19 protein-coding genes are annotated in these 20,912 nt (G+C 59.6%); 5 read left to right on the forward strand and 14 right to left on the reverse strand.

From position 1 onward, the window contains the following. Nucleotides 1-14: 14 nt before the first annotated feature. From acs to dksA, 11 genes are all read right to left on the reverse strand, one after another. The gene (acs, locus tag CKW32_RS25180) at nucleotides 15-1,952 is read right to left on the reverse strand and encodes an acetate--CoA ligase (protein ID WP_095186253.1); all 1,938 of its coding nucleotides are present in this window, start codon (nucleotides 1,950-1,952) and stop codon (nucleotides 15-17) included. Between the two features lie 105 nt (nucleotides 1,953-2,057). Next, nucleotides 2,058-3,722 (reverse strand): glucose-6-phosphate isomerase, encoded by a 1,665-nt coding sequence (gene pgi, locus CKW32_RS25185; RefSeq protein WP_095186254.1) that lies wholly within the window; start codon nucleotides 3,720-3,722, stop codon nucleotides 2,058-2,060. Between the two features lie 224 nt (nucleotides 3,723-3,946). Further along, nucleotides 3,947-4,798 (reverse strand): pantoate--beta-alanine ligase, encoded by an 852-nt coding sequence (gene panC / locus CKW32_RS25190; protein WP_095186255.1) that lies wholly within the window; start codon nucleotides 4,796-4,798, stop codon nucleotides 3,947-3,949. Next, nucleotides 4,795-5,595, reverse strand: a complete 801-nt coding sequence (panB, locus tag CKW32_RS25195; protein ID WP_095186256.1) for a 3-methyl-2-oxobutanoate hydroxymethyltransferase — start codon at nucleotides 5,593-5,595, stop codon at nucleotides 4,795-4,797. Before panB ends, panC begins: the two co-directional genes overlap by 4 nt. A 245-nt stretch (nucleotides 5,596-5,840) precedes the next feature. Further along, nucleotides 5,841-6,320 (reverse strand): 2-amino-4-hydroxy-6-hydroxymethyldihydropteridine diphosphokinase, encoded by a 480-nt coding sequence (folK, locus tag CKW32_RS25200; RefSeq protein ID WP_095186257.1) that lies wholly within the window; start codon nucleotides 6,318-6,320, stop codon nucleotides 5,841-5,843. Nucleotides 6,321-6,322: 2 nt separating this feature from the next. Continuing rightward, nucleotides 6,323-7,723, reverse strand: a complete 1,401-nt coding sequence (locus CKW32_RS25205; protein WP_032884738.1) for a polynucleotide adenylyltransferase PcnB — start codon at nucleotides 7,721-7,723, stop codon at nucleotides 6,323-6,325. A 697-nt stretch (nucleotides 7,724-8,420) separates the two neighbouring features. Next, nucleotides 8,421-9,851, reverse strand: a complete 1,431-nt coding sequence (locus tag CKW32_RS25210; protein WP_032884739.1) for a sigma-54 dependent transcriptional regulator — start codon at nucleotides 9,849-9,851, stop codon at nucleotides 8,421-8,423. A gap of 22 nt (nucleotides 9,852-9,873) precedes the next feature. Continuing rightward, a complete protein-coding gene (locus tag CKW32_RS25215; protein WP_163033263.1) occupies nucleotides 9,874-12,828 on the reverse strand; it encodes a sensor histidine kinase in 2,955 nt (984 codons plus the stop codon). Further along, nucleotides 12,812-12,988 (reverse strand): hypothetical protein, encoded by a 177-nt coding sequence (locus CKW32_RS25220; RefSeq protein WP_003176118.1) that lies wholly within the window; start codon nucleotides 12,986-12,988, stop codon nucleotides 12,812-12,814. Before CKW32_RS25220 ends, CKW32_RS25215 begins: the two co-directional genes overlap by 17 nt. A 62-nt stretch (nucleotides 12,989-13,050) precedes the next feature. Continuing rightward, nucleotides 13,051-13,938, reverse strand: coding sequence for a tRNA glutamyl-Q(34) synthetase GluQRS (gene gluQRS / locus CKW32_RS25225; RefSeq protein ID WP_032884742.1), 888 nt, complete (start codon nucleotides 13,936-13,938; stop codon nucleotides 13,051-13,053). Nucleotides 13,939-14,021: 83 nt separating this feature from the next. Then, nucleotides 14,022-14,465 (reverse strand): RNA polymerase-binding protein DksA, encoded by a 444-nt coding sequence (dksA, locus tag CKW32_RS25230; RefSeq protein WP_032884743.1) that lies wholly within the window; start codon nucleotides 14,463-14,465, stop codon nucleotides 14,022-14,024. Nucleotides 14,466-14,783: 318 nt separating this feature from the next. Here dksA and CKW32_RS25235 point away from each other — a divergent pair, with 318 nt between their 5' ends. Continuing rightward, entirely contained in the window at nucleotides 14,784-15,956 is a 1,173-nt protein-coding gene (locus CKW32_RS25235; RefSeq protein WP_032884745.1) for a pyridoxal phosphate-dependent aminotransferase, read from the forward strand. After that, on the forward strand, nucleotides 15,956-16,666 hold the full coding sequence (gene sfsA / locus CKW32_RS25240; protein WP_095186258.1) for a DNA/RNA nuclease SfsA: 711 nt from the start codon (nucleotides 15,956-15,958) through the stop codon (nucleotides 16,664-16,666). Before CKW32_RS25235 ends, sfsA begins: the two co-directional genes overlap by 1 nt. Here the strand turns inward: sfsA and CKW32_RS25245 are convergent. Then, nucleotides 16,663-16,980, reverse strand: coding sequence for a Rieske 2Fe-2S domain-containing protein (locus CKW32_RS25245; RefSeq protein ID WP_032884749.1), 318 nt, complete (start codon nucleotides 16,978-16,980; stop codon nucleotides 16,663-16,665). The two genes, sfsA and CKW32_RS25245, sit on opposite strands and share 4 nt — an antisense overlap. Before the next feature lie 155 nt (nucleotides 16,981-17,135). On the opposite strand from CKW32_RS25245, the gene CKW32_RS25250 reads away from it, so the two are divergent. Genes CKW32_RS25250 through CKW32_RS25260 form a run of 3 tightly spaced genes read left to right on the forward strand, consistent with a single transcriptional unit; the run spans nucleotide 17,136 to nucleotide 19,815 of the window. After that, complete coding sequence (locus CKW32_RS25250; protein ID WP_095186259.1) at nucleotides 17,136-18,014, forward strand: hemin ABC transporter substrate-binding protein; 879 nt, start codon at nucleotides 17,136-17,138, stop codon at nucleotides 18,012-18,014. A gap of 50 nt (nucleotides 18,015-18,064) precedes the next feature. Beyond that, nucleotides 18,065-19,048: an iron ABC transporter permease gene (locus CKW32_RS25255; RefSeq protein WP_177434315.1), complete on the forward strand. Its 984-nt coding sequence runs from the start codon at nucleotides 18,065-18,067 to the stop codon at nucleotides 19,046-19,048. Next, a complete protein-coding gene (locus CKW32_RS25260; protein ID WP_095186261.1) occupies nucleotides 19,048-19,815 on the forward strand; it encodes a heme ABC transporter ATP-binding protein in 768 nt (255 codons plus the stop codon). Before CKW32_RS25255 ends, CKW32_RS25260 begins: the two co-directional genes overlap by 1 nt. 244 nt (nucleotides 19,816-20,059) lie before the next feature. Here the strand turns inward: CKW32_RS25260 and CKW32_RS25265 are convergent, their stop codons facing one another. Together CKW32_RS25265 and CKW32_RS25270 are read right to left on the reverse strand one after the other, a co-directional pair. Continuing rightward, a complete protein-coding gene (locus CKW32_RS25265) occupies nucleotides 20,060-20,332 on the reverse strand; it encodes a TfoX/Sxy family protein (RefSeq protein WP_032884753.1) in 273 nt (90 codons plus the stop codon). Between the two features lie 202 nt (nucleotides 20,333-20,534). Continuing rightward, nucleotides 20,535-20,879, reverse strand: coding sequence for a pentapeptide repeat-containing protein (locus CKW32_RS25270; protein WP_032884754.1), 345 nt, complete (start codon nucleotides 20,877-20,879; stop codon nucleotides 20,535-20,537). Nucleotides 20,880-20,912 lie beyond the last annotated feature (33 nt).

Below are 20,912 nucleotides of genomic sequence, written 5' to 3' on the forward strand. Positions count from 1 at the left end.
CGGCTCAGGTTTTCCTAGCGGTTCAGGCGTTTGTCGATCAGGCCGTCCACGACGCTGGGGTCGGCCAGGGTCGAGGTATCACCAAGACTGTCGAGTTCGTTGCAGGCGATCTTGCGCAAGATCCGGCGCATGATCTTGCCTGAGCGGGTTTTCGGCAGCGCCGGTGCCCATTGGATCAGTTCCGGCTTGGCAAAGCTGCCGATTTCCTTGCTGACCAGCTCAAGCAGGTGTTGTTTCAGCGCATCGCTGGGTTCCACGCCGTTCATGGGCGTGACGAAGGCGTAGATGCCCTGGCCCTTGACGTCGTGGGGGTAGCCCACCACAGCGGCCTCGGCCACTTGGTCATGCAACACCAGCGCACTTTCCACCTCGGCGGTACCGATACGGTGGCCGGACACGTTGATCACATCGTCGATACGCCCGGTGATCCAGTAGTCGCCGTCTTCATCGCGGCGCGCGCCATCTCCGGTGAAGTAGTAACCGGGGTAGGGTTTGAAATAGGTGTCAATCATGCGCTGCGGGTCGCCGTACACGCTGCGGATCTGTCCCGGCCAGCTTGATTTAATGGCGAGTACGCCGCTGCCGGCACCGGTGATGACCTTGCCTTGCTCATCCAGCAACACCGGTTGCACACCAAACATCGGTTGGGTCGCGCAGCCCGGCTTGATCCGCTGGGCGCTGACTAACGGGCTGAGCATGATGCCGCCGGTCTCCGTCTGCCACCAGGTATCCACAATCGGGCAGCGTTGTTCGCCCACGGCGTTGAAGTACCAGTCCCAGGCTTCCGGGTTGATCGGCTCGCCTACGCTGCCCAATAAACGCAGGCTGGCGCGGGAGGTGCTTTCCAGTGGTCCGTGGCCCTCACGCATCAACGCGCGCAAGGCTGTCGGCGCGGTGTAGAAAATATTCACCTGGTGTTTATCGATCACCTGCCAGAACCGCGAGCTGTCCGGGTAGCTCGGCACGCCCTCGAACATCAGCGAGGTCGCGCCATTGGCCAGCGGGCCATACACGATATAGCTATGGCCGGTGACCCAGCCTACATCGGCGGTGCACCAGAACACCTCGCCGTCACGGTAGTCGAGTACGTACTTGAAGGTCATCGCTGCCTGCAGCAGATAACCGCCGGTGGTGTGCAACACGCCCTTGGGTTTACCGGTGCTACCGGAGGTGTAGAGGATGAACAGCGGGTCTTCGGCGTCCATCGGCTCTGGCGGGCAATCGTCGCTCGCAGCGTCAACGGCCTGCTGGTATTTGAGGTCGCGGCCTTCGCTCCAGTTCACGTCGGCACCGGTGCGTTGCACCACCAAGACGGTGCTGACATTCGGGCAACTGGCCAGGGCCTTGTCGACATTCTGTTTCAAAGCCACGGGCTTGCCGCCGCGCACGCCCTCATCGGCGGTGATCACGGTACGGCAGTCGGCGTCGAGAATGCGGTCGCGCAGGGCGTCCGGCGAAAAACCACCAAACACGACCGAGTGCACCGCGCCAATCCGCGTGCAGGCCAGCATGGCGTAGGCCGCTTCCGGGATCATCGGCATGTAGATGCACACCCGGTCACCTTTCTTCACGCCACGGCTTTTCAGCACGTTGGCCAGGCGGCAGACGTTTTGATGCAGTTGGCGGTAGGTGATGTTGGAAGACTTTGTCGGATCATCGCCCTCCCAGATGAAGGCCGGCTGATCGGCGCGTTGCGCCAGGTGACGATCAATGCAGTTGTAGCTGACGTTCAGTTGGCCACCGGCAAACCATTGGGCGGCGCCAGTGTTGATGTCCGAGTGTTGAACGGTGTGCCATGGGGTCATCCAGTCGAGAAAGCTCTTGGCCTGTTCAGCCCAGAAGGTGTCCGGCTGTTCGATGGATTGGCGATAGAGGCGGTGATAGTCCTCTTGACTGAGTTGCGCAGCCCGGCGGACGGCATCGGCGATGGGAAACGTGCTGATATCGAACATGAGCGATCCTTATTCTTGTTTTTGCGACAAGTCATAAAGATGCACCCTGTGTGGAGAGGGTTCAAGGCCAACGTCCAAAAGGACGTTGGCCTTGCTATACCTGCATCAGCCGCGGTGACGGCCGCGGAAGTAGTTGATCAGACCCTGGGTCGAAGCGTCCTCAGCCAAGGTTTCTTCGGCGCCGGTCAGACGGTTGTAGACGCCTTTGCCGAGCTCTTTACCCAGTTCAACGCCCCATTGGTCGAACGCGTTGATGCCCCAGATCACGCTTTGTACGAACACTTTGTGTTCATACATGGCAACCAGCGCGCCGAGGCGACGCGGGCTGATGCGCTCCACCACCAGGGTGTTGCTCGGACGGTTGCCCGGAATCACCTTGTGCGGGGCCAGCTTCTGCACTTCGTCTTCCGGGATGCCCTTGTCGCGCAGCTCGGATTCAGCTTCGCTGCGGGTCTTGCCGAGCATCAGTGCCTGGCTTTGGGACAGGCAGTTGGCGTACAGCCACTGATGGTGGTCGGACACCGGGTTGAAGCTGACGATCGGCACGATGAAGTCGGCCGGGATCAGTTGGGTGCCTTGGTGCAGCAACTGGTGGTAAGCATGCTGACCGTTGCAACCGACGCCACCCCAGATCACTGGGCCGGTGTCGGTGGACACCGGTTTGCCGTCCTGGCGCACGCTCTTGCCGTTGGATTCCATGTCCAGCTGTTGCAAGTGCTTGGTGATGTTACGCAGATAGTGGTCGTACGGCAGGATCGCATGGCTCTGCGCACCCCAGAAGTTGCCGTACCACACGCCCAGCAGGCCAAGCAGCACCGGCATGTTTTGTTCGAATGGCGCGTTCTGGAAATGCTGGTCCATGGTGTAGGCACCGGACAGCAGTTCCTTGAAGTTGGACATGCCGATGGCCAGTGCGATTGGCAAGCCGATGGCAGACCACAACGAGTAACGGCCGCCGACCCAGTCCCACATCGGGAAGATGTTTTCTTCGCGAATACCGAAGGCCACGGCTGCCGCGTTGTTGCTCGACACGGCGATGAAGTGGCGATACAGCTCAGCTTCTGAGCCACCTTGGGCCAAGTACCAGGCACGAGCGGCCTGGGCGTTTTTCAGGGTTTCGAGGGTGTTGAAGGACTTCGACGAAACAATGAACAGCGTGGTTTCGGCGCGCAGCTTCATGGTCAGCTCGTGGAACTCGCTGCCATCGATGTTCGCCAGGTAATGGCAGCGCACGCCTTTGTGGGCGTAGGACAACAGCGCTTCGGAGACCAGCTCCGGGCCGAGGAACGAGCCACCGATGCCGATGTTCACCACGTCGGTGATCGGCTTTTCGGTGTAGCCACGCCACAGGCCGTCGTGGATGCGGCCGACAAGGTCGGTGATCTGGTTCAGTACCTTGTGCACGTCCGGCATGATGTTCACGCCATTGACCGACAGCTTGTCACCCACTGGGCGGCGCAAGGCGGTGTGCAGGGCCGGGCGGCCTTCTGACGAGTTGACCGGTTCGCCAGCGTAGAGCGAGTTGATCGCGTCCTTGAGGCCGACTTCCTCCGCCAGCCCTACCAGCAGGTCGCGGGTTTCGCTGGTGATCAGGTTTTTCGAGTAATCGAGGAAAAGTCCGCAGCTGCTCAAGGTGAATTGGGAAAAACGCTGAGGATCGGCATTGAACGCTTCACGCATGCTGAAATCCTGCATGGCTTGGCGATGTTGATTGAGCGCTTGCCAGGCGGGCAGAGCGGTAACGTCATGAGGGGTGCGGTAGTACGCCATCGCTGCGGGTTTCCTTTTATTACGGGGACTGCCTTTAGGACACTTCATAGCCCGGAACATCCAGTCTTATCTCAAGCATTGGGTTCCAGACAGCGCTAACTATAGCGCCGGGCGATTACATTAAACCTAGCGTGTCGATATGTCTTGGCTTTGTCTGCGCTGTGGCCGGTACTTTTTTATACCGGCACAGCGAGCAGGGCAACAGGCGGGGTGTTCAGCGAGGTTTAATTGAGGCTCAAATGCAGGTTGTCGATCAACCGAGTCGTGCCCAGGAAGGCTGCCACCAGGATCACGATGTCCTTGTCCTCAGGGGTTGCCGGGCGCAGATGCACGCCCTGGCGCACTTCGAGGTAATCCACGCGCAGCCCGGCAGCTTCGATCTGCTTGACCTGTTCGGCGCGCAGCGTGGCGAAGTCGTGGTCACCGTCCTTGATGGCTGCTGCAATCTGGCTGAGGCTGCGATACAGCACCGGCGCGATCCCGCGTTCCTCTTCGCTGAGAAAACCGTTGCGCGACGACAGCGCCAGGCCATCGTCGGCGCGTACGGTGGGCTCACCGATGATCTGAATCGGCATGTTCAGGTCATGGACCATGGCGCGAATCACGGCCAGTTGCTGGTAATCCTTTTGACCGAACACGGCCATGTCCGGCTGGACCATGTTGAACAGCTTGCTGACCACGGTCGCCACGCCTTCGAAATGCCCGGGACGGCTGGCGCCGCACAAGCCTTCGGACAGTTGCGGGACGCTGACGCGGGTCTGGCCGGTCATGCCGCCGGGGTACATTTCCTCGACGGTCGGTGCGAACAGCAGGTTGCAGCCGGCTTGCAGTAGCTTTTCCTGGTCGGCGGCGAGGGTGCGGGGATATTTGTCCAGGTCTTCACCCGCGCCAAATTGCAGCGGGTTGACGAAGATACTCGCGACGACAAAGTCCGCTTGCTGAACAGCCTTCGTCACCAGGGTTGCATGGCCGCTGTGCAGGTTGCCCATGGTGGGTACGAAGCCAATGCGTTTACCCGCCTTGCGGGCGTGGGCGACGGCGGCGCGTAGTTCGCGTACGGTTCTTACGGTGTTCATGCAGAGAATCCGTGTTCGGCGCCTGGGAAGGTCACGCCTTTGACTTCGGTAACGTACGCGCTCAATGCCGCGTGGATGCTGTCCTGGCCGGTCATGAAGTTCTTCACGAACTTCGGCACGCGACCCGTGATCGACAGGCCGAGCATGTCGTGCAGCACCAGCACCTGGCCATCAGTGGCCGAGCCCGCGCCAATGCCGATTACCGGCACTTTTACGGCTTGGGTGATTTCTGCGGCGAGTTCGCTGGGCACGCACTCAAGCAGGATCATTGCAACGCCGGCCTGTTCCAGGGCGATGGCATCGGCACGCATCTGGCGTGCCTGGGCTTCGTTGCGACCTTGTACCTTGTAGCCGCCGAGCAGGTTTACCGACTGTGGCGTCAGGCCCATATGTGCGCACACCGGCACGCCGCGTTCAGCCAGCAGGCGAATCGACTCGGCGAGCCACAGTGCGCCCTCCACTTTGACCATGTGTGCGCCGGCGCGCATCAGTTTGCCTGCGTTGAGGAAGGTCTGCTCAATGGTGGCGTAATCCATGAACGGCAGGTCGGCGATGATGAAGGCGCCGTCGTTACCGCGCTTGACGCTGGCAGTGTGGTAAGCCAGTTCATCGGTGGTAACGGGCAGGGTGCTGTCATTCCCTTGAAGAACCATGCCCAGCGAGTCGCCTACCAGCAACACTTCAACCCCGGCTTGGCAGCTGGCGTGGGCGAAGGTGGCGTCATAGCAGGTCAGCATGGTGATTTTTTCACCTTTGAGCTTGAGGCTCTGCAAGGTGGTCAGGGTAATGTCTGGCATGAAAAGGGTCCTCGTTCAGGCGCTTGGAAACAGCGAGTTACGCGCGTGAGTCTTCGTTTATACAGGCGCACTGTCTTGAGAGCAGTGCTTATAAGGCCTGGATTGCGCCCTTTAGCGCCGGGTTGGCGGCAGCGGGACGCCTATAGTCGTGAGGAGGACACGGGAAGTCAATTGGATGTGTTACCGCATTGTTACGCGTGGGGTGTTACCGCTGTTACTGACGCGTTTCAGCTGTGTGAGCTGGATTAAACAATGCGTTCCAGGCCGACGAATGGGCAGGCTTCGAGCAAATCGCGCAGTGCCCTGCCATCGGGTAGCTGCAGGGCCTCAGGTGCCAATTCGGACAAGGGGTAGAGCACAAATGCGCGCAGGTGCATCTGGTAGTGCGGCACCTTCAACCGCGGCTCGTCGATCAGGCGATCGCCAAACAGCAAGATGTCCAGGTCAAGCGTGCGCGGGCCCCACCGTTCAAGGCGTTCGCGGCCGTGGTCATTCTCGATGGCTTGCAGCGCATCCAGCAGGTCCAGGGGCGCCAGGCTGCTGTCCAGGGCGGCGACCGCATTGGTGTAGCGCGGTTGGCCCGGGAGCAGGGAGTCACTTTGATAGAAGGCAGAGACGCCGAAGACGGTGGTGTCTGGCAAACGCGCGAGCGCTTCGACAGCGCTGCGCAATTGTTGCTCCGGGGCAGCGAGGTTACTGCCCATGCCTATGTAGATACGTTCCACGTTTATTCGCCAGCGGCGCCCGAGGCATCGGCGCTGCGTTTGCGCTTGCTGCCGCTGCGACGACGCTTTTTGGGCCCTTCGCTGGCTCCATCACCTTTGCTGCCGAGGTCGCGGATCATGTCGCGGCGCTGGCTGTCGTTGGCGTCCTGGTAGTCGGTCCACCATTCGCCCAGGCCGTCAGTCTGCTCGCCGGCACTCTCGCGCAGCAGCAGGAAGTCATAGCCTGCACGGAAACGCGGGTTGTCCAGCAGCAGGTCGGCGCGTTTGCCGCTGCGGCGGGGCAGGCGTTCCTGCATGTCCCAGATTTCGCGGATCGGCATGGTGAAGCGCTTCGGAATAGCGATGCGCTGGCACTGTTCGGTGATCAGTTCGTGCGCGGCTTCCTGCATTGCCGGAATCGGCGGCATGCCACGGTCCTGCAGGCGCAGTACGCGTTTTGGCAGGGCTGGCCACAACAGGGCGGCAAACAGGAACGCCGGGGTGACCGGTTTGTTCTGCTTGATGCGCAGGTCGGTGTTGATCAACGCTTCGCTGATCAGCGTGTGCGTATAGGTAGGGTTGTACTCCAGTGCTTCGGCGCTGGCCGGGAACAGTGGGTCGAACAACTCCAAGTCCACGAGCATCTCGAAGGTGTCGGCGGCGTAGCCCGAGAGGAACAGCTTGAGCACTTCTTCGAACAGACGTGCCGAAGGGATTTCCCGCAGCATTGGTGCCAGTTCCCGAATCGGCGCGGCGGTGTGTTTTTCGATGCCGAAGTTGAGCTTGGCGGCAAAACGCACGGCCCGCAGCATGCGCACCGGGTCTTCCTGATAGCGCTGTGTTGGGTCGCCGATGAGGCGAATCAGGTTGTTGCGGATGTCGTGTACGCCGTTGGCGTAATCGAGGATGCGCTCGCTGACCGGGTCGTAATAGAGGGCATTGATGGTGAAGTCGCGGCGTTGCGCGTCTTCTTCAAGAGTGCCATAGACGTTGTCGCGCAGAATGCGCCCGCTCTCGTTGCGGGAAGACTGATTGGTATCTTCCTCTTCATCGTTTTGCGGATGACCGGCGCGGAATGTCGCGACTTCAATGATTTCGCGACCAAAGTGGATGTGCACCAACTTGAAACGCCGACCGATGATGCGCGCATTGCGAAACTCGGCGCGGACCTGCTCGGGCGTGGCGCTGGTGGCGACGTCGAAGTCCTTGGGCGTGATATTGAGCAGCATGTCGCGTACGCACCCACCCACCAGATAAGCCTGGTAGCCGGCGTTCTGCAAACGTTCGACGATGTTCACCGCATAACGGCTGAATTGAGCGCGCTGCAATGAATGCTGATTGCTGTTAAGCACTTCAGGCGTGCTGCGAATGTGTTGCGTACGACGCAAGGGAGAACGGAATGACTGGAACAACTTCTTCAGCATGGGATGCACTGTTTGAAGGAATGTTCGGCCATAACGAAGAATGACCGCATGATGGGTCGGGATTCTAGCATTTAGTCAGGGGATGGTGTAGGAACAAGCTACAGGCATTGCGCCACAAGCCTTTGAGCACCAAATTCCAGAAACTACAAGGGGAGCCGAAGCTCCCCCAGAAGTAGTTGCGTGCTCTATTTTTATTATTGGTTGCGGGCTTCTTGTTTTTGTTGATCGCCCTCGCCACGAAGCTTCACCTTCATGACACTCCCAATCGGGAGTCAAGAGCAAACGGATTGCTTTGGTCGCTGTGTTGCTGATCTATGATCCAACCAGTTCAGGCTCTGCCTTAGGGCAGTTTTTGTTGTTCTCGGCCTGGTTGCGGGGCAAGCCCCAAATGCAACGCCTCTCCAAAAGAATCAGTTAGCTGCGCCTCCGCCGTGTTGTTTTTATTATGCGTGAGTCGATTCGTCTTATTTTTATTGTCTTGTACAAAGCTTGTTATTGTTTTTGTACTAAGCATATAGCAGGGTGCGTGCCAACTTTTGCAGTGCCTAGTAAAACCGGGGGGTTGAGGGGGTTTCGGGTTTTTGACGGACCAAAAAAAGCCGGGGCTTCGTTACCGTAAGCCCCGGCTTTTGTTACGCAAAAAATCAGCGGTAACAGTTTTTTCACATCATTGGGTGTTACCTAAGGGGGCGCACCCTCAGCTTTCGCTGGCCACACCGGTCTTGCGTCGTGGAATACCCAGGCGCTGGCGCCGTTCCCACAGGCATTTACGGCTCACGCCCAGTTTGCGTGCCAGTTCGGTCTCGGTCATGTGGTCCTGATGCTCAAGGACGAAATGCTGGAAGTAGTCTTCCAGTGACAAATCTTCCGTCGGCTCATGGCTGGTATTGCTACCGCCGCCCGGTGTCGGGGCGAGGCCGATGAAGTCGTCATCCTCCAAGTCACTGAGTTCAATATCGATACCCAGGAGCTCGGCGGAAATTTCTGGGCTCTCCGACAGGATCACCGCGCGCTCCACCGCATTCTCCAGCTCCCGCACGTTACCCGGCCACGAGTAATGCCGAATCGCTTGCTCGGCGTCCGGCGCGAACTTGAGGTCGGTACGGTTGATGCGCGCACTCTGGCGCAGCAGGAACGCACTGGCTATCTCATTGACGTCGGCGCCGCGCTCACGCAGGGCCGGCAATTTGAGCGCGATCACATGCAGGCGGTAGTACAAGTCTTCACGAAACTGACCGATCTTGGCCAGGCTCTTCAGGTCTCGGTGCGTGGCCGCGATCAGACGCACGTCGACCTTCTGCGATTGCACCGAACCTACCCGGCGAATCTCGCCTTCCTGCAACACGCGCAGTAATCGCGCTTGTGCTTCCAGCGGCAGTTCGCCGATCTCATCGAGGAACAGCGTGCCACCGTCCGCCGCTTCCACCAGGCCCGCGCGTCCGGCGCTGGCGCCAGTGAACGCGCCTTTCTCGTGGCCGAACAATTCGGATTCGATCAGGGATTCGGGGATCGCCGCACAGTTCACCGAGATCATCGGTGCTTTGGCGCGCTTGGAGAGGTTGTGCAGGGCGCGGGCCACCAGCTCCTTACCGGTGCCTGACTCGCCCTGGATCAATACATTGGAGTCCGTAGGTGCCACTTTGCGAATCTTGCTGTACAGGTCCTGCATCGGTGGGCAGGAGCCGATGATGCCGATTTCCCCATTGCTGTTGTCGACACCCGGTTTGTCGGCGGCTTTGCTGGCGGGGCGCTGCTCGGCAGGCGCGCTGCTGGCCGACTGACGGTCACGCAGGATGCGCGCGACGGCCTGGAGCATTTCATCGTGGTCGAAGGGTTTGGCGATGTAGTCCACCGCGCCCATCTTCATGGAGTCCACCGCAGAGCGCAGGCTCGCGTAGCTGGTCATGATCAGCACTGGGGTGCCCTGGCCAAGCTTGATCAGCTCGGTGCCCGGTGCGCCAGGCAGGCGCAGGTCACTGACAATCAGGTCGAACGTGGGAATGCTGAAACGCTCTTGTGCTTCCTGCACCGAGCCGGCTTCGCTGACTTGGTACTGGTTACGTTCAAGCAGGCGACGCAGGGCAGAGCGGATAATGGTTTCGTCTTCGACGATCAAAATGTGCGGCATTGATTCAATTCTCTCGACGGTCTCAGTTCACAGCGGACGTCGCTTCGACATGACGCGGCAAGGTCACCCGAATACGGGTGCCGCGTTGGCTTTCGGTGTCAGCCGGGCTGTCGATGGTGATTTGTCCATAATGCTCTTCAACGATGGAATAGACCAGTGCAAGGCCCAGACCTGTACCTTCACCTGGATCCTTGGTGGTGAAGAAGGGTTCGAACAATCTATCCATGATGTTCTGTGGAATACCGCTACCTTCATCTTCGACGATCAGATCGACCGTATGTTCGAAAGCCTCGGTCTTGACGCGTACCGCACCACCGGCCGGCGTCGCGTCGCGGGAGTTGGACAGCAAGTTGATCAGTACTTGAGCCAGGCGTTGTGAGTCACCATCGACCCAATGGTCGGGGTCGCACAGATTGAAAAACTGCACTTCGAAATTGCGCCGGTTCAAGGCGAGCAACCCAATGGCGTCCTGCGCCACTTCGGCCAGGCAGACCGCTTCGTCCTGATTCTGATGGGCGCCCGCATGGGCAAAGCTCATCAATGACTGCACGATGCGCGATACGCGCTTGGTCTGTTCGAGAATTTGCCCGCTGATCTCGGTAATTTCCCCGTCCTCTTCACGCTCTTCCCGCAGGTTTTGCGCAAGACAGGCGATACCGGTGATCGGGTTGCCAATTTCGTGGGCCACCCCCGCCGCTAGACGCCCGATACTGGCCAGGCGCTCGGAGTGCACCAGCTTGTCTTCGAGCATCTGGGTTTCGGTCAGGTCTTCCACCAACAGCACCAAGCCGCTGTTACCGGGGGCCAGTGGCTCATCGATGGCCGCTTTGTGCAGGTTGAGCCAACGGGTCTGACCGTCGAGGGCCAAGTGCTGCTTGTGCAAGTGTTCGTCGGGCAGGTTGATAAAGCCCTGCAGCAATTCTTTCCACGGATCGCCGAGTGTGTTGAGGCGCGAACCCACCACGCGTTGCGCGGCGATACCGGTGAGTTCTTCCATGGCCTTATTCCACATCAGGATCTCCTGATCCTTGGCCAGGGAGCACACGCCCATGGGCAACTCTTGCAGCGTCTGGCGATGGTAGCGGCGCAGCGCATCAAGCTCGGCGGCAAGGCCGGTGAGGCGGGAGTGGTAATCCTCCAGCCGGCTCTCGATGAAATGGATGTCTTCGGTGACGTAGTTTTCGCCACCGGCTTTATAGGGCAAAAACGTCTCTACCATGTCCTGGGACACGCTGGGGCCCATCAGGCCAGACAGGTTGGCCTCAATGCGGTCACGCAGACGGCGTAGCGCATACGGTCGGCGCTCGTCGAACGGCAAGTAGAGGTCGCGCAGCGCCTGCTCGACTTCCTTTTGCGCGGCCTTGGCACCCAGGGGCTTGGCCAGTTGGGTGGCGAACTCCTGGGGCGAGGCCGCGTGCAGTTCGCGGCGTTGCGGGCGACGTACGTTATCGACCGCGCAAGCCTCGGCGGCGCTGGTTTCTTCTGGGCTGACATTGGTGAACAGTGAGATCAGGGTGAACATCAGGACGTTGGCGGCCAAAGAAGCAATCGCGGCCATGTGCCAACTGGTGTCGTCCAACACGTAAATCATGTTTAGCAGCGGGATGTAGAAGCCCTGCAGGTTGCCGACCAGCGGTAACAGCATGGTGACGATCCACACCAGGATCCCGGCGAGCAGACCCGCGATAAAACCTCGGCGATTGGCCGTCGGCCAGTACAGCACCGACAGTACCCCCGGCAGGAACTGCAAGGTGGCGACAAACGCGACGATACCCAGGTTGGCCAGGTCTTGCCCGGCGCCGAGCAGCAGGTAGAAACAGTAACCGGCCATGATGATTGCGACGATCAGCGCGCGGCGGGTCCACTTCAGCCAGCGGTAGATATTGCCTTCGGCCGGTGGCTGGTACAGCGGCAGCACCAGGTGATTGAGGGCCATGCCCGATAGAGCCAGCGTCGTGACGATAATCAGCCCGCTGGCAGCAGACAAACCGCCGACGTAAGCCAGCAGCGCCAACGCAGGGCTATTGGCGGCGATACCGATACCCAGGGTGAAATACTCGGGGTTGGTGGTGGCCCCCAGTTTCAGGCCGGCCCACAGGATCAGCGGCACCGCGAGGCTCATCAACAGCAGGAACAGCGGCAAGCCCCAGCTGGCGCTTACCAGCGAGCGCGGGTTGAGGTTCTCGGTAAAGGTCATGTGATACATGTGCGGCATCACAATCGCCGAGGCGAAAAACACCAGCAGCAGCGTTCGCCATGGACCTTCCTGCAACGGAGTGTGCAGGGCGGCGAGGGCGGTCTGGTTTTGAAGCAACCACAGTTCCAGCTGTTGCGGACCGTCGAACACACCATACAGCGCATAGAGGCCGACGCCGCCGATGGCGATCAACTTGATCACCGACTCGAAAGCAATCGCAAACACCAAGCCTTCGTGTTTCTCGCGGGTGGCGATATGGCGTGAGCCGAAAAAGATGGTGAACAGGGAGATCAGTGCACAGAACGCCAGAGCCACCCGATGCTGTACCGGCTCACGGGTGAGGATACTGATGGAGTCGGCCACTGCCTGGATTTGCAGAGCCAGCAGAGGCAGCACGCCGATCAACATGAACACCGTGGTCAATGCCCCGGCCCATGTGCTGCGGAAGCGGAAGGCGAACAGGTCGGCCAGGGACGACAGCTGATAGGTGCGGGTGATTTTGAGGATCGGGTACAGCAATACCGGCGCCAGCAGAAACGCGCCGGATACCCCCAGGTAGCTGGAGAGAAAGCCGTAACCGTACTGATAGGCCAAGCCCACGGTGCCATAGAACGCCCAGGCGCTGGCGTATACGCCCAGGGACAAGGTGTAGGTCAACGGATGGCGAATGATCGCCCGCGGAATCATTCCGCGCTCACTGATCCAGGCAACCCCGAACAGCGCGGCCAGGTAGGCGGCGCTGATCAGCAGCATCTGAGTGAGGCTAAAGCTCATCGGCATCTTTTTGGCTCTGCAGGATGAAGGTCACGACGATCAGGATCAGCCACAGCAGATAAGGGCGATACCAAGCGCCCGTGGCATCGATCCACCAATCCATGATGGCGGGAGAAAACAGGTAGATCCCGACGACCAACAGCAGGACCAATCGATAGATGTACATGTTGGCCTCTGATTAGAAAACTGCGGCGATGGTAACGGATGCTTGGCAAGCTGCAAGCGCCGTCAGTTCAATTGCGCTTCGGCCAGGGTGAGTGTGCGCGGGATCTGTGTGGCATCCCAGTGCCGAATGCCCCAATCCAGCAGTTCCCTAGGGCTGGCGTGAAGCAATTCGCTGCCGGGTTGTTGGCCAAGGGCGCGTAGTGCTCTCAATAGCAAAGGCGTGGCCTGGTCGGGCGTCAACGGCGGCGAACGGTAAGACTTACCCAGTTTGTTACCGTCCGGCTGGATGATCAGGGGCACGTGCAGGTAGCGCGGTTGGCGTAGGCCCAGCAGTTCTTGCAGATACAGTTGGCGCGGGGTGGAGTCGAGCAAATCGGCACCCCGCACGATATCGGTAACACCTTGCCAGGCGTCATCCAGGACCACGGCCAGTTGATAGGCATAAAGGCCGTCGCGGCGTCGGATGACGAAATCGCCTGCTTCGCGCCCCAGGTGTTGTCGGAACTCACCCTGTACACGGTCAGTAAAGTGGTACGAAAGCTCAGGTACACGTAAGCGGATGGCTGCATCTTGTTGCTCGTGACCGGCGTTGCGGCACAAGCCTGGGTAAATCCCATTGTAGGGTTCCAGTTGCTTGCGTGAGCAGGTGCAGGCGTAGGCCAAGCCGTGGTTGAACATGTCGTTCAGCACTTTGGCGTAGGCCTCGTGCCGCTCGCTTTGTCGGACCAGTTCGCCGTCCCACTCAAAGCCATAGCTTTCCAGGGCATGCAGGATCGCCGCCTGGGCACCGGGTTCTTCGCGGGGTGGGTCGAGGTCTTCCATGCGCATCAGCCAGCGGCCGTGGTTGGCGCGGGCATCAAGGTAGGAGGCGAGGGCGGCGACCAGGGAGCCGAAGTGCAAATGGCCGCTGGGCGTGGGGGCGAATCGCCCGATATAGGTAGAGGCTGTCATGGGCCGGATACTACTGGAAAATCGGCAAACGCCAGAAACAAAAATGGAGCGTTTGCACGCTCCATTCGTTCAGCTCGACAGGATTACTTGCCGACCTGTTTTTCCTTGATTTCAGCCAAGGTCTTGCAGTCTACGCACAGGTCCGCGGTTGGGCGGGCTTCCAGGCGGCGAATACCGATCTCGACCCCGCAGTTTTCGCACCAGCCGTACTCTTCGTCTTTGATCAGTTGCAGTGTCTTGTCGATCTTCTTGATCAACTTGCGCTCGCGATCACGGGCGCGCAGTTCAAGGGCGAACTCTTCTTCCTGGCTGGCACGGTCGGCCGGGTCAGGGAAGTTGGCTGCTTCGTCCTTCATATGGTCAACGGTACGGTCGACCTCCTGCATCAAGTCCTGTTTCCACTTGCTCAGGATCTTGGTGAAGTGCTCGCGCATGGGCTCGCCCATGTACTCCTCACCTTTCTTCTCTACGTAAGGTTCGAAGCCATTGAGGCCTTGAGTCTGCTGTTGCTTTGCTTGGGTGGACATGAATAGACCGCCTCTCACTCTTCTAATCCATTGCGCAGGATTGCAACGTCACCGACACCTGCCGGCCCTGCGGCTGCAAGCGGGCGAACTTACCAGATAGATTCGGGGTGCGCCACTCCCGGTTGTCGAGCCTGTCGCGTCGGGGTTGCAAACTGCAGAGGCCCGTCGTGGCTGGGTATGTTTCGGCTCGAATGTTGATTTTAGTCGTTTTGCGCGCGCTTGCCCGCACCGCACAGGTGGCCGGGCAGGCAATAGAACATGTTTTACCGCGCGGGTTCGGTAGAATCCCGATTTTATCCTCACCGTTAAGGAAGGCTAATGGCTCAGCCCTACAGTGCGCGCAGTCGCGCCATCGAACCTTTTCATGTCATGGCGTTGCTGGCGCGGGCCAATGAGCTGCAGGCCGCCGGCAATGACGTGATTCACCTGGAAATCGGCGAGCCCGATTTCACAACGGCGGAGCCGATCATCCAGGCCGGTCAGGCGGCGCTCGCCAATGGCAAGACTCGCTATACCGCAGCCCGAGGCCTGCCTGAATTGCGTGAAGCCATCAGCGGTTTCTACCAGCAGCGCTACGGGTTGAATGTAGATCCCGAGCGTATTCTGATCACTCCGGGAGGCTCTGGCGCGTTGTTGCTGGCCAGCAGCCTGCTGGTGGACCCAGGCAAGCATTGGCTGCTGGCAGACCCGGGTTATCCCTGTAACCGACACTTCCTGCGCTTGGTGGAAGGCGCCGCGCAACTGGTGCCGGTAGGCCCTGAAGTGCGTTATCAACTGACCGCTGACCTAGTGGCCAGATACTGGGATCAAGACAGCGTGGGCGCGTTGGTTGCCTCCCCTGCAAATCCCACCGGCACGATCCTCACGCGCGATGAATTAGCCGGGCTTTCCGAAGCAATCAAGGCGCGTAACGGCCATTTGGTGGTGGATGAGATCTATCACGGCCTAACCTACGGCACTGATGCCGCCAGCGTGCTGGAGGTCGATGATGACGCCTTCGTCCTGAATAGTTTTTCGAAGTATTTCGGCATGACCGGCTGGCGGCTGGGTTGGCTCGTGGCGCCGCCGGCTGCAGTGAGTGAATTGGAGAAGCTGGCGCAAAACCTTTATATCAGTGCGCCGAGCATGGCCCAATATGCGGCGCTCGCCTGTTTTACCCCGCAAACACTGAGCATTCTGGAGGAGCGTCGTGCCGAGTTTGGCCGTCGTCGCGACTTCCTGCTGCCCGCCTTACGCGAATTGGGCTTTGGCATTGCCGTCGAGCCGGAAGGGGCGTTCTATTTGTACGCCGATATCAGCGCATTCGGCGGTGATGCCTTCGCGTTTTGCCGGCACTTTCTCGAAACCGAGCATGTTGCGTTTACGCCCGGCTTGGATTTTGGTCGCTATCAAGCGGGCCATCATGTGCGTTTTGCCTACACGCAAAACCTCGATCGGTTACAGGAAGCGGTGGAACGCATCGCCCGTGGCTTGCGGAGCTGGCAAGGCTGATGCGCTTTTATCCTCCCCTCGAAGAAGGTCGACTGATTCGCCGATACAAGCGTTTTCTCACCGATATCGAAACTGTTACCGGCGAGTTGTTGACTATTCACTGCCCAAACACCGGTTCCATGCTCAATTGCATGGTGGAAGGCGGGCAAGTTTGGTTCAGTCGCTCCAACGACCCCAAGCGTAAGCTGCCCGGCACCTGGGAGATTGCCGAAACGCCTCAGGGCCGTTTGGCGTGCGTGAACACGGCGCGCGCCAATCAGTTGGTCGAAGAGGCGTTACTGGCTGGTGTGATCACGGAGCTCAATGGCTTTACCGCACTGAAGCGCGAAGTGCCTTACGGTCAGGAGAAAAGCCGTATCGACTTTCGGCTGGAGTATCCAGAGGGTGCGGCCTATGTCGAAGTCAAAAGCGTCACCCTAGGCTTTGATAACACCCGGGTTGCCGCCTTCCCCGACGCAGTGACCCAGCGTGGCGCCAAGCATCTGCGTGAGCTGGCCCACTTGGCGCGCGAAGGTGTGCGAGCGGTGCAGTTGTACTGCGTCAACCTCTCCGGGATTGACGCCGTGCGCCCAGCTTTGGAAATCGATGCCGTCTATGGCGCTGCCTTGCGTGAGGCTAAAGCTGCTGGAGTGGAAGTATTGGCGTACGGCGTGCGCGTGACGTCCGAGGAAATTTGCGTGGATCGCCGGTTGGACGTGCTGCTCGATTAGAGCTCTACCCACAGGCCCTGTTCGTCTTCTCGGCCGCGCAGGGCTTGGAGGCTTTTACCGGAGCACGGCCCGGCAATGCACTCACCGCTTTCGATCAGGAACAGAGCGCCGTGGGTGGCGCATTGGATCAGGCTGGCGCTCTCGTCGAGGAACTTATCGGGTTGCCATTCAAGCGGTATGCCGCGATGAGGGCAGCGGTTGATATAGAAGTAGGCAATGCCGTCCCGGCGTACCGCGAATAATTTGCAACCATCGATTTCAAAACCGAGGCTGCTGTCTGGCGCGAGGCTAGAGGAGGGGCAGAGAAACTTCATTTCAATCCTTAAGTGCCTTGACGTTCAAATGCAAACAATTATCAAATGCCGGCTCGCCCGTTAGCTGACTGGGTGCTCAGTTCGATGCATGGCAGGGGGTAACTGTCACATCAATGAGTGCCCGAAAGGCCCCGCCTTAGGAAGGAAACCCTGTTATGCGCCTGAGTGCCAGCGCTATTGCGCTTGTTGTCGGATTGCTGGTCAACCCTGGGGCGCACGCCTCTGAACTGCCACAGCGTTGGGTGAGTGCCGGTGGGGCGCTGTCGGAGTGGGTGGCGGCTCTGGGCGGTGAGCCGAAGTTGGTCGGCGTGGATACCACGAGCCAGCATCCAGAGTCTCTAAAAGCGTTGCCAAGTATTGGCTATCAGCGGCAATTGTCGTCCGAAGGCATTCTCAGCCTGCGCCCACAGGTGCTGGTAGGCACTGAAGAGATGGGCCCGCCGCCGGTACTGGCGCAGATTCGCAGCGCGGGGGTTCGGGTTGAAATGTTCTCGGCGCAGCCGGATTTACCGACCTTGAAAGGCAACCTTCAGCACTTGGGCAAGTTGCTGGGTGATGAGGCTAAAGCCGACGAATTGTTTACCCGGTACGAGAATGCCCTCAGTCAGCAGAAAAGTTGGGTCGCGAAGGCCCAGGCCTCCCAAAAGACCCCTGGTGTCTTGCTACTGATCGGTCACGCTGGCGGCAAGCCGCTGATCGCAGGCAAGGACACGGCCGGAGATTGGATGGTGCAGCAGGCGGGCGGTAAGAACCTGGCCACGCACACCGGTTACAAGCCGTTTTCGGTGGAGTCGTTGGCAGGGTTGAGCCCGGATGTATTGGTATTCGCTGACCGTGCCCTCACAGGTGATGCGGCCCGTGCGGCGCTGTTCAAAGAGAATCCTATTCTGGCGTCGACGCCAGCCGCCAAGAGTGGACGTGTATTTGAGCTGGACCCGACATTGTTGGTGGGAGGGCTCGGGCCGCGCCTGCCGCAAAGCCTGGTGAAGTTGTCCGCCGGGTTATATCCGGCCCAGGCTAAACCAGCCCTATGACCACGCTGGTTAAGCCAAAAACGCTGTTTATCGGGCTGACGCTGTTGTGTGTGTTGGCGATCTGGCTTTCGTTGGCGCTGGGGCCGGTGAGCCTGCCGTTACTCGACACGCTTAAGGCGGCCTTGCGTTTGGTCGGCGTGCCAATTGAAGCGCAGGGCTTGGAGCAGGCCGAGCTTATTCTTGGGCAGATTCGTCTGCCGCGTACCTTGCTGGGCCTGGCGGTGGGTGGCGTATTGGCATTGTCGGGCGTAGCCATGCAAGGGCTGTTTCGCAACCCGTTGGCCGATCCGGGACTGGTGGGGGTGTCGAGTGGTGCGGCGCTCGGGGCCGCCGTCGCCATCGTCGGTGGTGCGTTTTTTGGTGGTTTGCCGGATGCATTCGGGCCGTATCTCCTGTCGCTGTGCGCATTTCTTGGCGGGTTGGGCGTTACCGCGCTGGTCTATCGACTGGGGCGGCGTAATGGCCAGACCAATGTGGCGACGATGCTGCTCGCCGGTATTGCCCTCACTGCGCTGGCCGGCTCGGCGGTGGGCCTTTTTACTTACTTGGCTGACGACGCCACCCTGCGGACCCTGGCGTTCTGGAACCTGGGCAGCCTCAACGGCGCGAGCTATTCCCGCCTGTGGCCGTTGTTGATGGTCAGCGCGGGTGTGGCGCTGTGGTTACCGCGCCGGGCGAAGGAACTGAATGCGCTGCTGCTCGGTGAGTCCGAGGCCAGTCACCTGGGGATTGATGTCGAAGCACTCAAGCGCGAGTTGGTGTTCTGCACCGCATTAGGTGTCGGCGCGGCGGTCGCGGCAGCCGGAATGATTGGTTTTGTGGGGCTGGTGGTGCCGCATCTGGTCAGATTGCTCGCAGGGCCTGATCACCGCGTGTTACTTCCGGCTTCAATTTTGGCGGGCGCGAGTCTGCTGCTATTAGCTGACTTGGTCGCACGGCTGGCTTTGGCGCCCGCGGAGTTGCCGATTGGGATTGTGACGGCGTTCATTGGTGCGCCGTTTTTTCTTTACCTGTTGTTACGGGGGCGTGCCTGATGCTGCGTGTTGAAAACCTGCAGATCAGCCGCGGTCGAAAAACCGTGTTGGCGGATGTCACTTTGGACTTGCTGCCAGGCGAAGTGCTCGGCGTGCTGGGCCCCAATGGCGCTGGCAAAAGCACGTTGCTGGGGGCGTTGTGCGGTGAGTTGCATCCCGATCACGGCAAGGTCTGGCTGGGGCAGCAGGCGCTGAGAGACTGGAGCGGATCGCAGCGCGCCCAGCGACTGGCGGTGTTGCCACAAACCTCGACCCTGGACTTTGCATTCCGCGTAGAGGAGGTCGTCGGGATGGGGCGTCTGCCCTATCAGACCGGACGCGTGCGGGATGACGAAATCATCGATGCAGCCTTGCAAGCAGCAGATGTTGCGCACTTGAGCGGTCGCAGCTACCTGGCGTTATCCGGTGGCGAGCGCCAGCGCGTGCACTTGGCGCGGGTGCTGGCGCAGCTATGGCCGGGGGAGGAGGGGCAGACGTTGCTGCTGGATGAGCCTACGTCAATGTTGGATCCCCTGCACCAGCACACGACTTTGCAAGCTATTCGGACTTTCGCAGATCGGGGCGCGGCGGTGCTGGTGATCCTCCATGATCTGAATCTGGCGGCGCGCTACTGTGATCGTATTCTGCTGCTTGACGGGGGGCGCCCCCACGCTCTGGATACGCCCGTGCGGGTGCTGCGTCCAGAACCGCTTAAAGCCGTGTTTGGTTTGGATGTGCTGGTACAGCCACACCCGGAGCGCGGGCATCCGCTGATCATTGCGCGTTAAAGTCTGCTTTCTTACAGACAAAAAAAGACCCGGCAAGAGCCGGGTCAAATAACCGTGATTAGCCTGATGAGGAGATAATCTGAGAGTCCGAACCAATGGTCTTTCAGTTATCGGCTGATCTCGCGACCAGTTGTGATAATCATAACGATTCTCATTTGAGAGTCAACAATTGTTTTTACGTGACCATCCGCTTTCCTTAAACAGATGTTCGAAACCTACGTAAATATTGAGTGTTTTGGTCGATCTAATTCTTCTGGCGCGTTGAGATTGCATCCAGTTGCCGGTTCAACGCTTCCTTACGCTCAACGGGGATGTCGTTCCAGTGCACATCCATCAGCGCCCCTTCGATGGCATACAGCAAAACTTTCGATGCGCGGAAGCCGCGAGTCCTTACAGCTCGATACGCATCGACCGCGCCCAAGCGCCGCAAGTCGGACGCGCTGTGGATGCCCACCGCATGCAGCCACTGCGCTGACGTCTTGCCAAGGTTTTTCAGGTGTTGCAGCTCATCGTTCATCAAGCCTCCTTGCGACGGCCGAATGGTGCGGTGGGTATTCGTGACCAGGCAAGCCTGAACAGGAGTGTAGCGTTCAGTAGGAAAGGCGTGGTTCTTTGGTCCGAAACGGCCAAAAAGCTTATAAGAATGGCGCGGGGATTTTGACGGTGAGCAGGCGTGAGCCGCCCGCTACACGTTGCACGTAGCGGGCTTGAGGCGTGTGTTACTTGGTACGGTAGCGCAGACGCGTGCCGAAATTGACCGACATGAGAATTTCGTCGGCGGTCAACTCAGGCGGAAAGTAAGTGCCCGAAATCTGCGCATGGGCCAGGCTGGCGCCCTCCAGCGAGCAGTCGCGCAAATCCAACCCGCGCAAGTCGGTGGAGCGGAAATACGCGTCGGTAAAATCTACGCCGGTGACATTCAACTCGCGTAAGTCCAGCCCACGGAAGTCGCCTCCGCGCATGTCGATAGCGCCGTCTTTCGGACGCTCCTGGTTGAAACCGCGAACATCGTCTTTATGCAGGAGCGAGTAGAGCGGGGTATCAAGAAGCTTGGGCTGACTCATGACAACGAACTCCTGTTGGATTTATGGCGCCAT

The sequence above is a fragment of the Pseudomonas sp. Irchel 3H9 genome, from assembly GCF_900187495.1.
Taxonomy (GTDB): Bacteria; Pseudomonadota; Gammaproteobacteria; order Pseudomonadales; family Pseudomonadaceae; genus Aquipseudomonas; species Aquipseudomonas sivasensis.

Coding starts and splice junctions, on each gene's coding strand:
- sfsA (WP_095186258.1), top strand. CDS start 15,956: ATGCGCTTTTATCCTCCCCTCGAAGAAGGTCGACTGATTCGCCGATAC.
- CKW32_RS25215 (WP_163033263.1), bottom strand. CDS start 12,828: ATGCCGATGAGCTTTAGCCTCACTCAGATGCTGCTGATCAGCGCCGCC.
- CKW32_RS25220 (WP_003176118.1), bottom strand. CDS start 12,988: ATGTACATCTATCGATTGGTCCTGCTGTTGGTCGTCGGGATCTACCTG.
- dksA (WP_032884743.1), bottom strand. CDS start 14,465: ATGTCCACCCAAGCAAAGCAACAGCAGACTCAAGGCCTCAATGGCTTC.
- CKW32_RS25260 (WP_095186261.1), top strand. CDS start 19,048: ATGCTGCGTGTTGAAAACCTGCAGATCAGCCGCGGTCGAAAAACCGTG.
- CKW32_RS25250 (WP_095186259.1), top strand. CDS start 17,136: ATGCGCCTGAGTGCCAGCGCTATTGCGCTTGTTGTCGGATTGCTGGTC.
- CKW32_RS25245 (WP_032884749.1), bottom strand. CDS start 16,980: ATGAAGTTTCTCTGCCCCTCCTCTAGCCTCGCGCCAGACAGCAGCCTC.
- panC (WP_095186255.1), bottom strand. CDS start 4,798: ATGAACACCGTAAGAACCGTACGCGAACTACGCGCCGCCGTCGCCCAC.
- CKW32_RS25270 (WP_032884754.1), bottom strand. CDS start 20,879: ATGAGTCAGCCCAAGCTTCTTGATACCCCGCTCTACTCGCTCCTGCAT.
- CKW32_RS25265 (WP_032884753.1), bottom strand. CDS start 20,332: ATGAACGATGAGCTGCAACACCTGAAAAACCTTGGCAAGACGTCAGCG.
- CKW32_RS25210 (WP_032884739.1), bottom strand. CDS start 9,851: ATGCCGCACATTTTGATCGTCGAAGACGAAACCATTATCCGCTCTGCC.
- panB (WP_095186256.1), bottom strand. CDS start 5,595: ATGCCAGACATTACCCTGACCACCTTGCAGAGCCTCAAGCTCAAAGGT.
- gluQRS (WP_032884742.1), bottom strand. CDS start 13,938: ATGACAGCCTCTACCTATATCGGGCGATTCGCCCCCACGCCCAGCGGC.
- CKW32_RS25235 (WP_032884745.1), top strand. CDS start 14,784: ATGGCTCAGCCCTACAGTGCGCGCAGTCGCGCCATCGAACCTTTTCAT.
- acs (WP_095186253.1), bottom strand. CDS start 1,952: ATGTTCGATATCAGCACGTTTCCCATCGCCGATGCCGTCCGCCGGGCT.
- CKW32_RS25205 (WP_032884738.1), bottom strand. CDS start 7,723: ATGCTGAAGAAGTTGTTCCAGTCATTCCGTTCTCCCTTGCGTCGTACG.
- pgi (WP_095186254.1), bottom strand. CDS start 3,722: ATGGCGTACTACCGCACCCCTCATGACGTTACCGCTCTGCCCGCCTGG.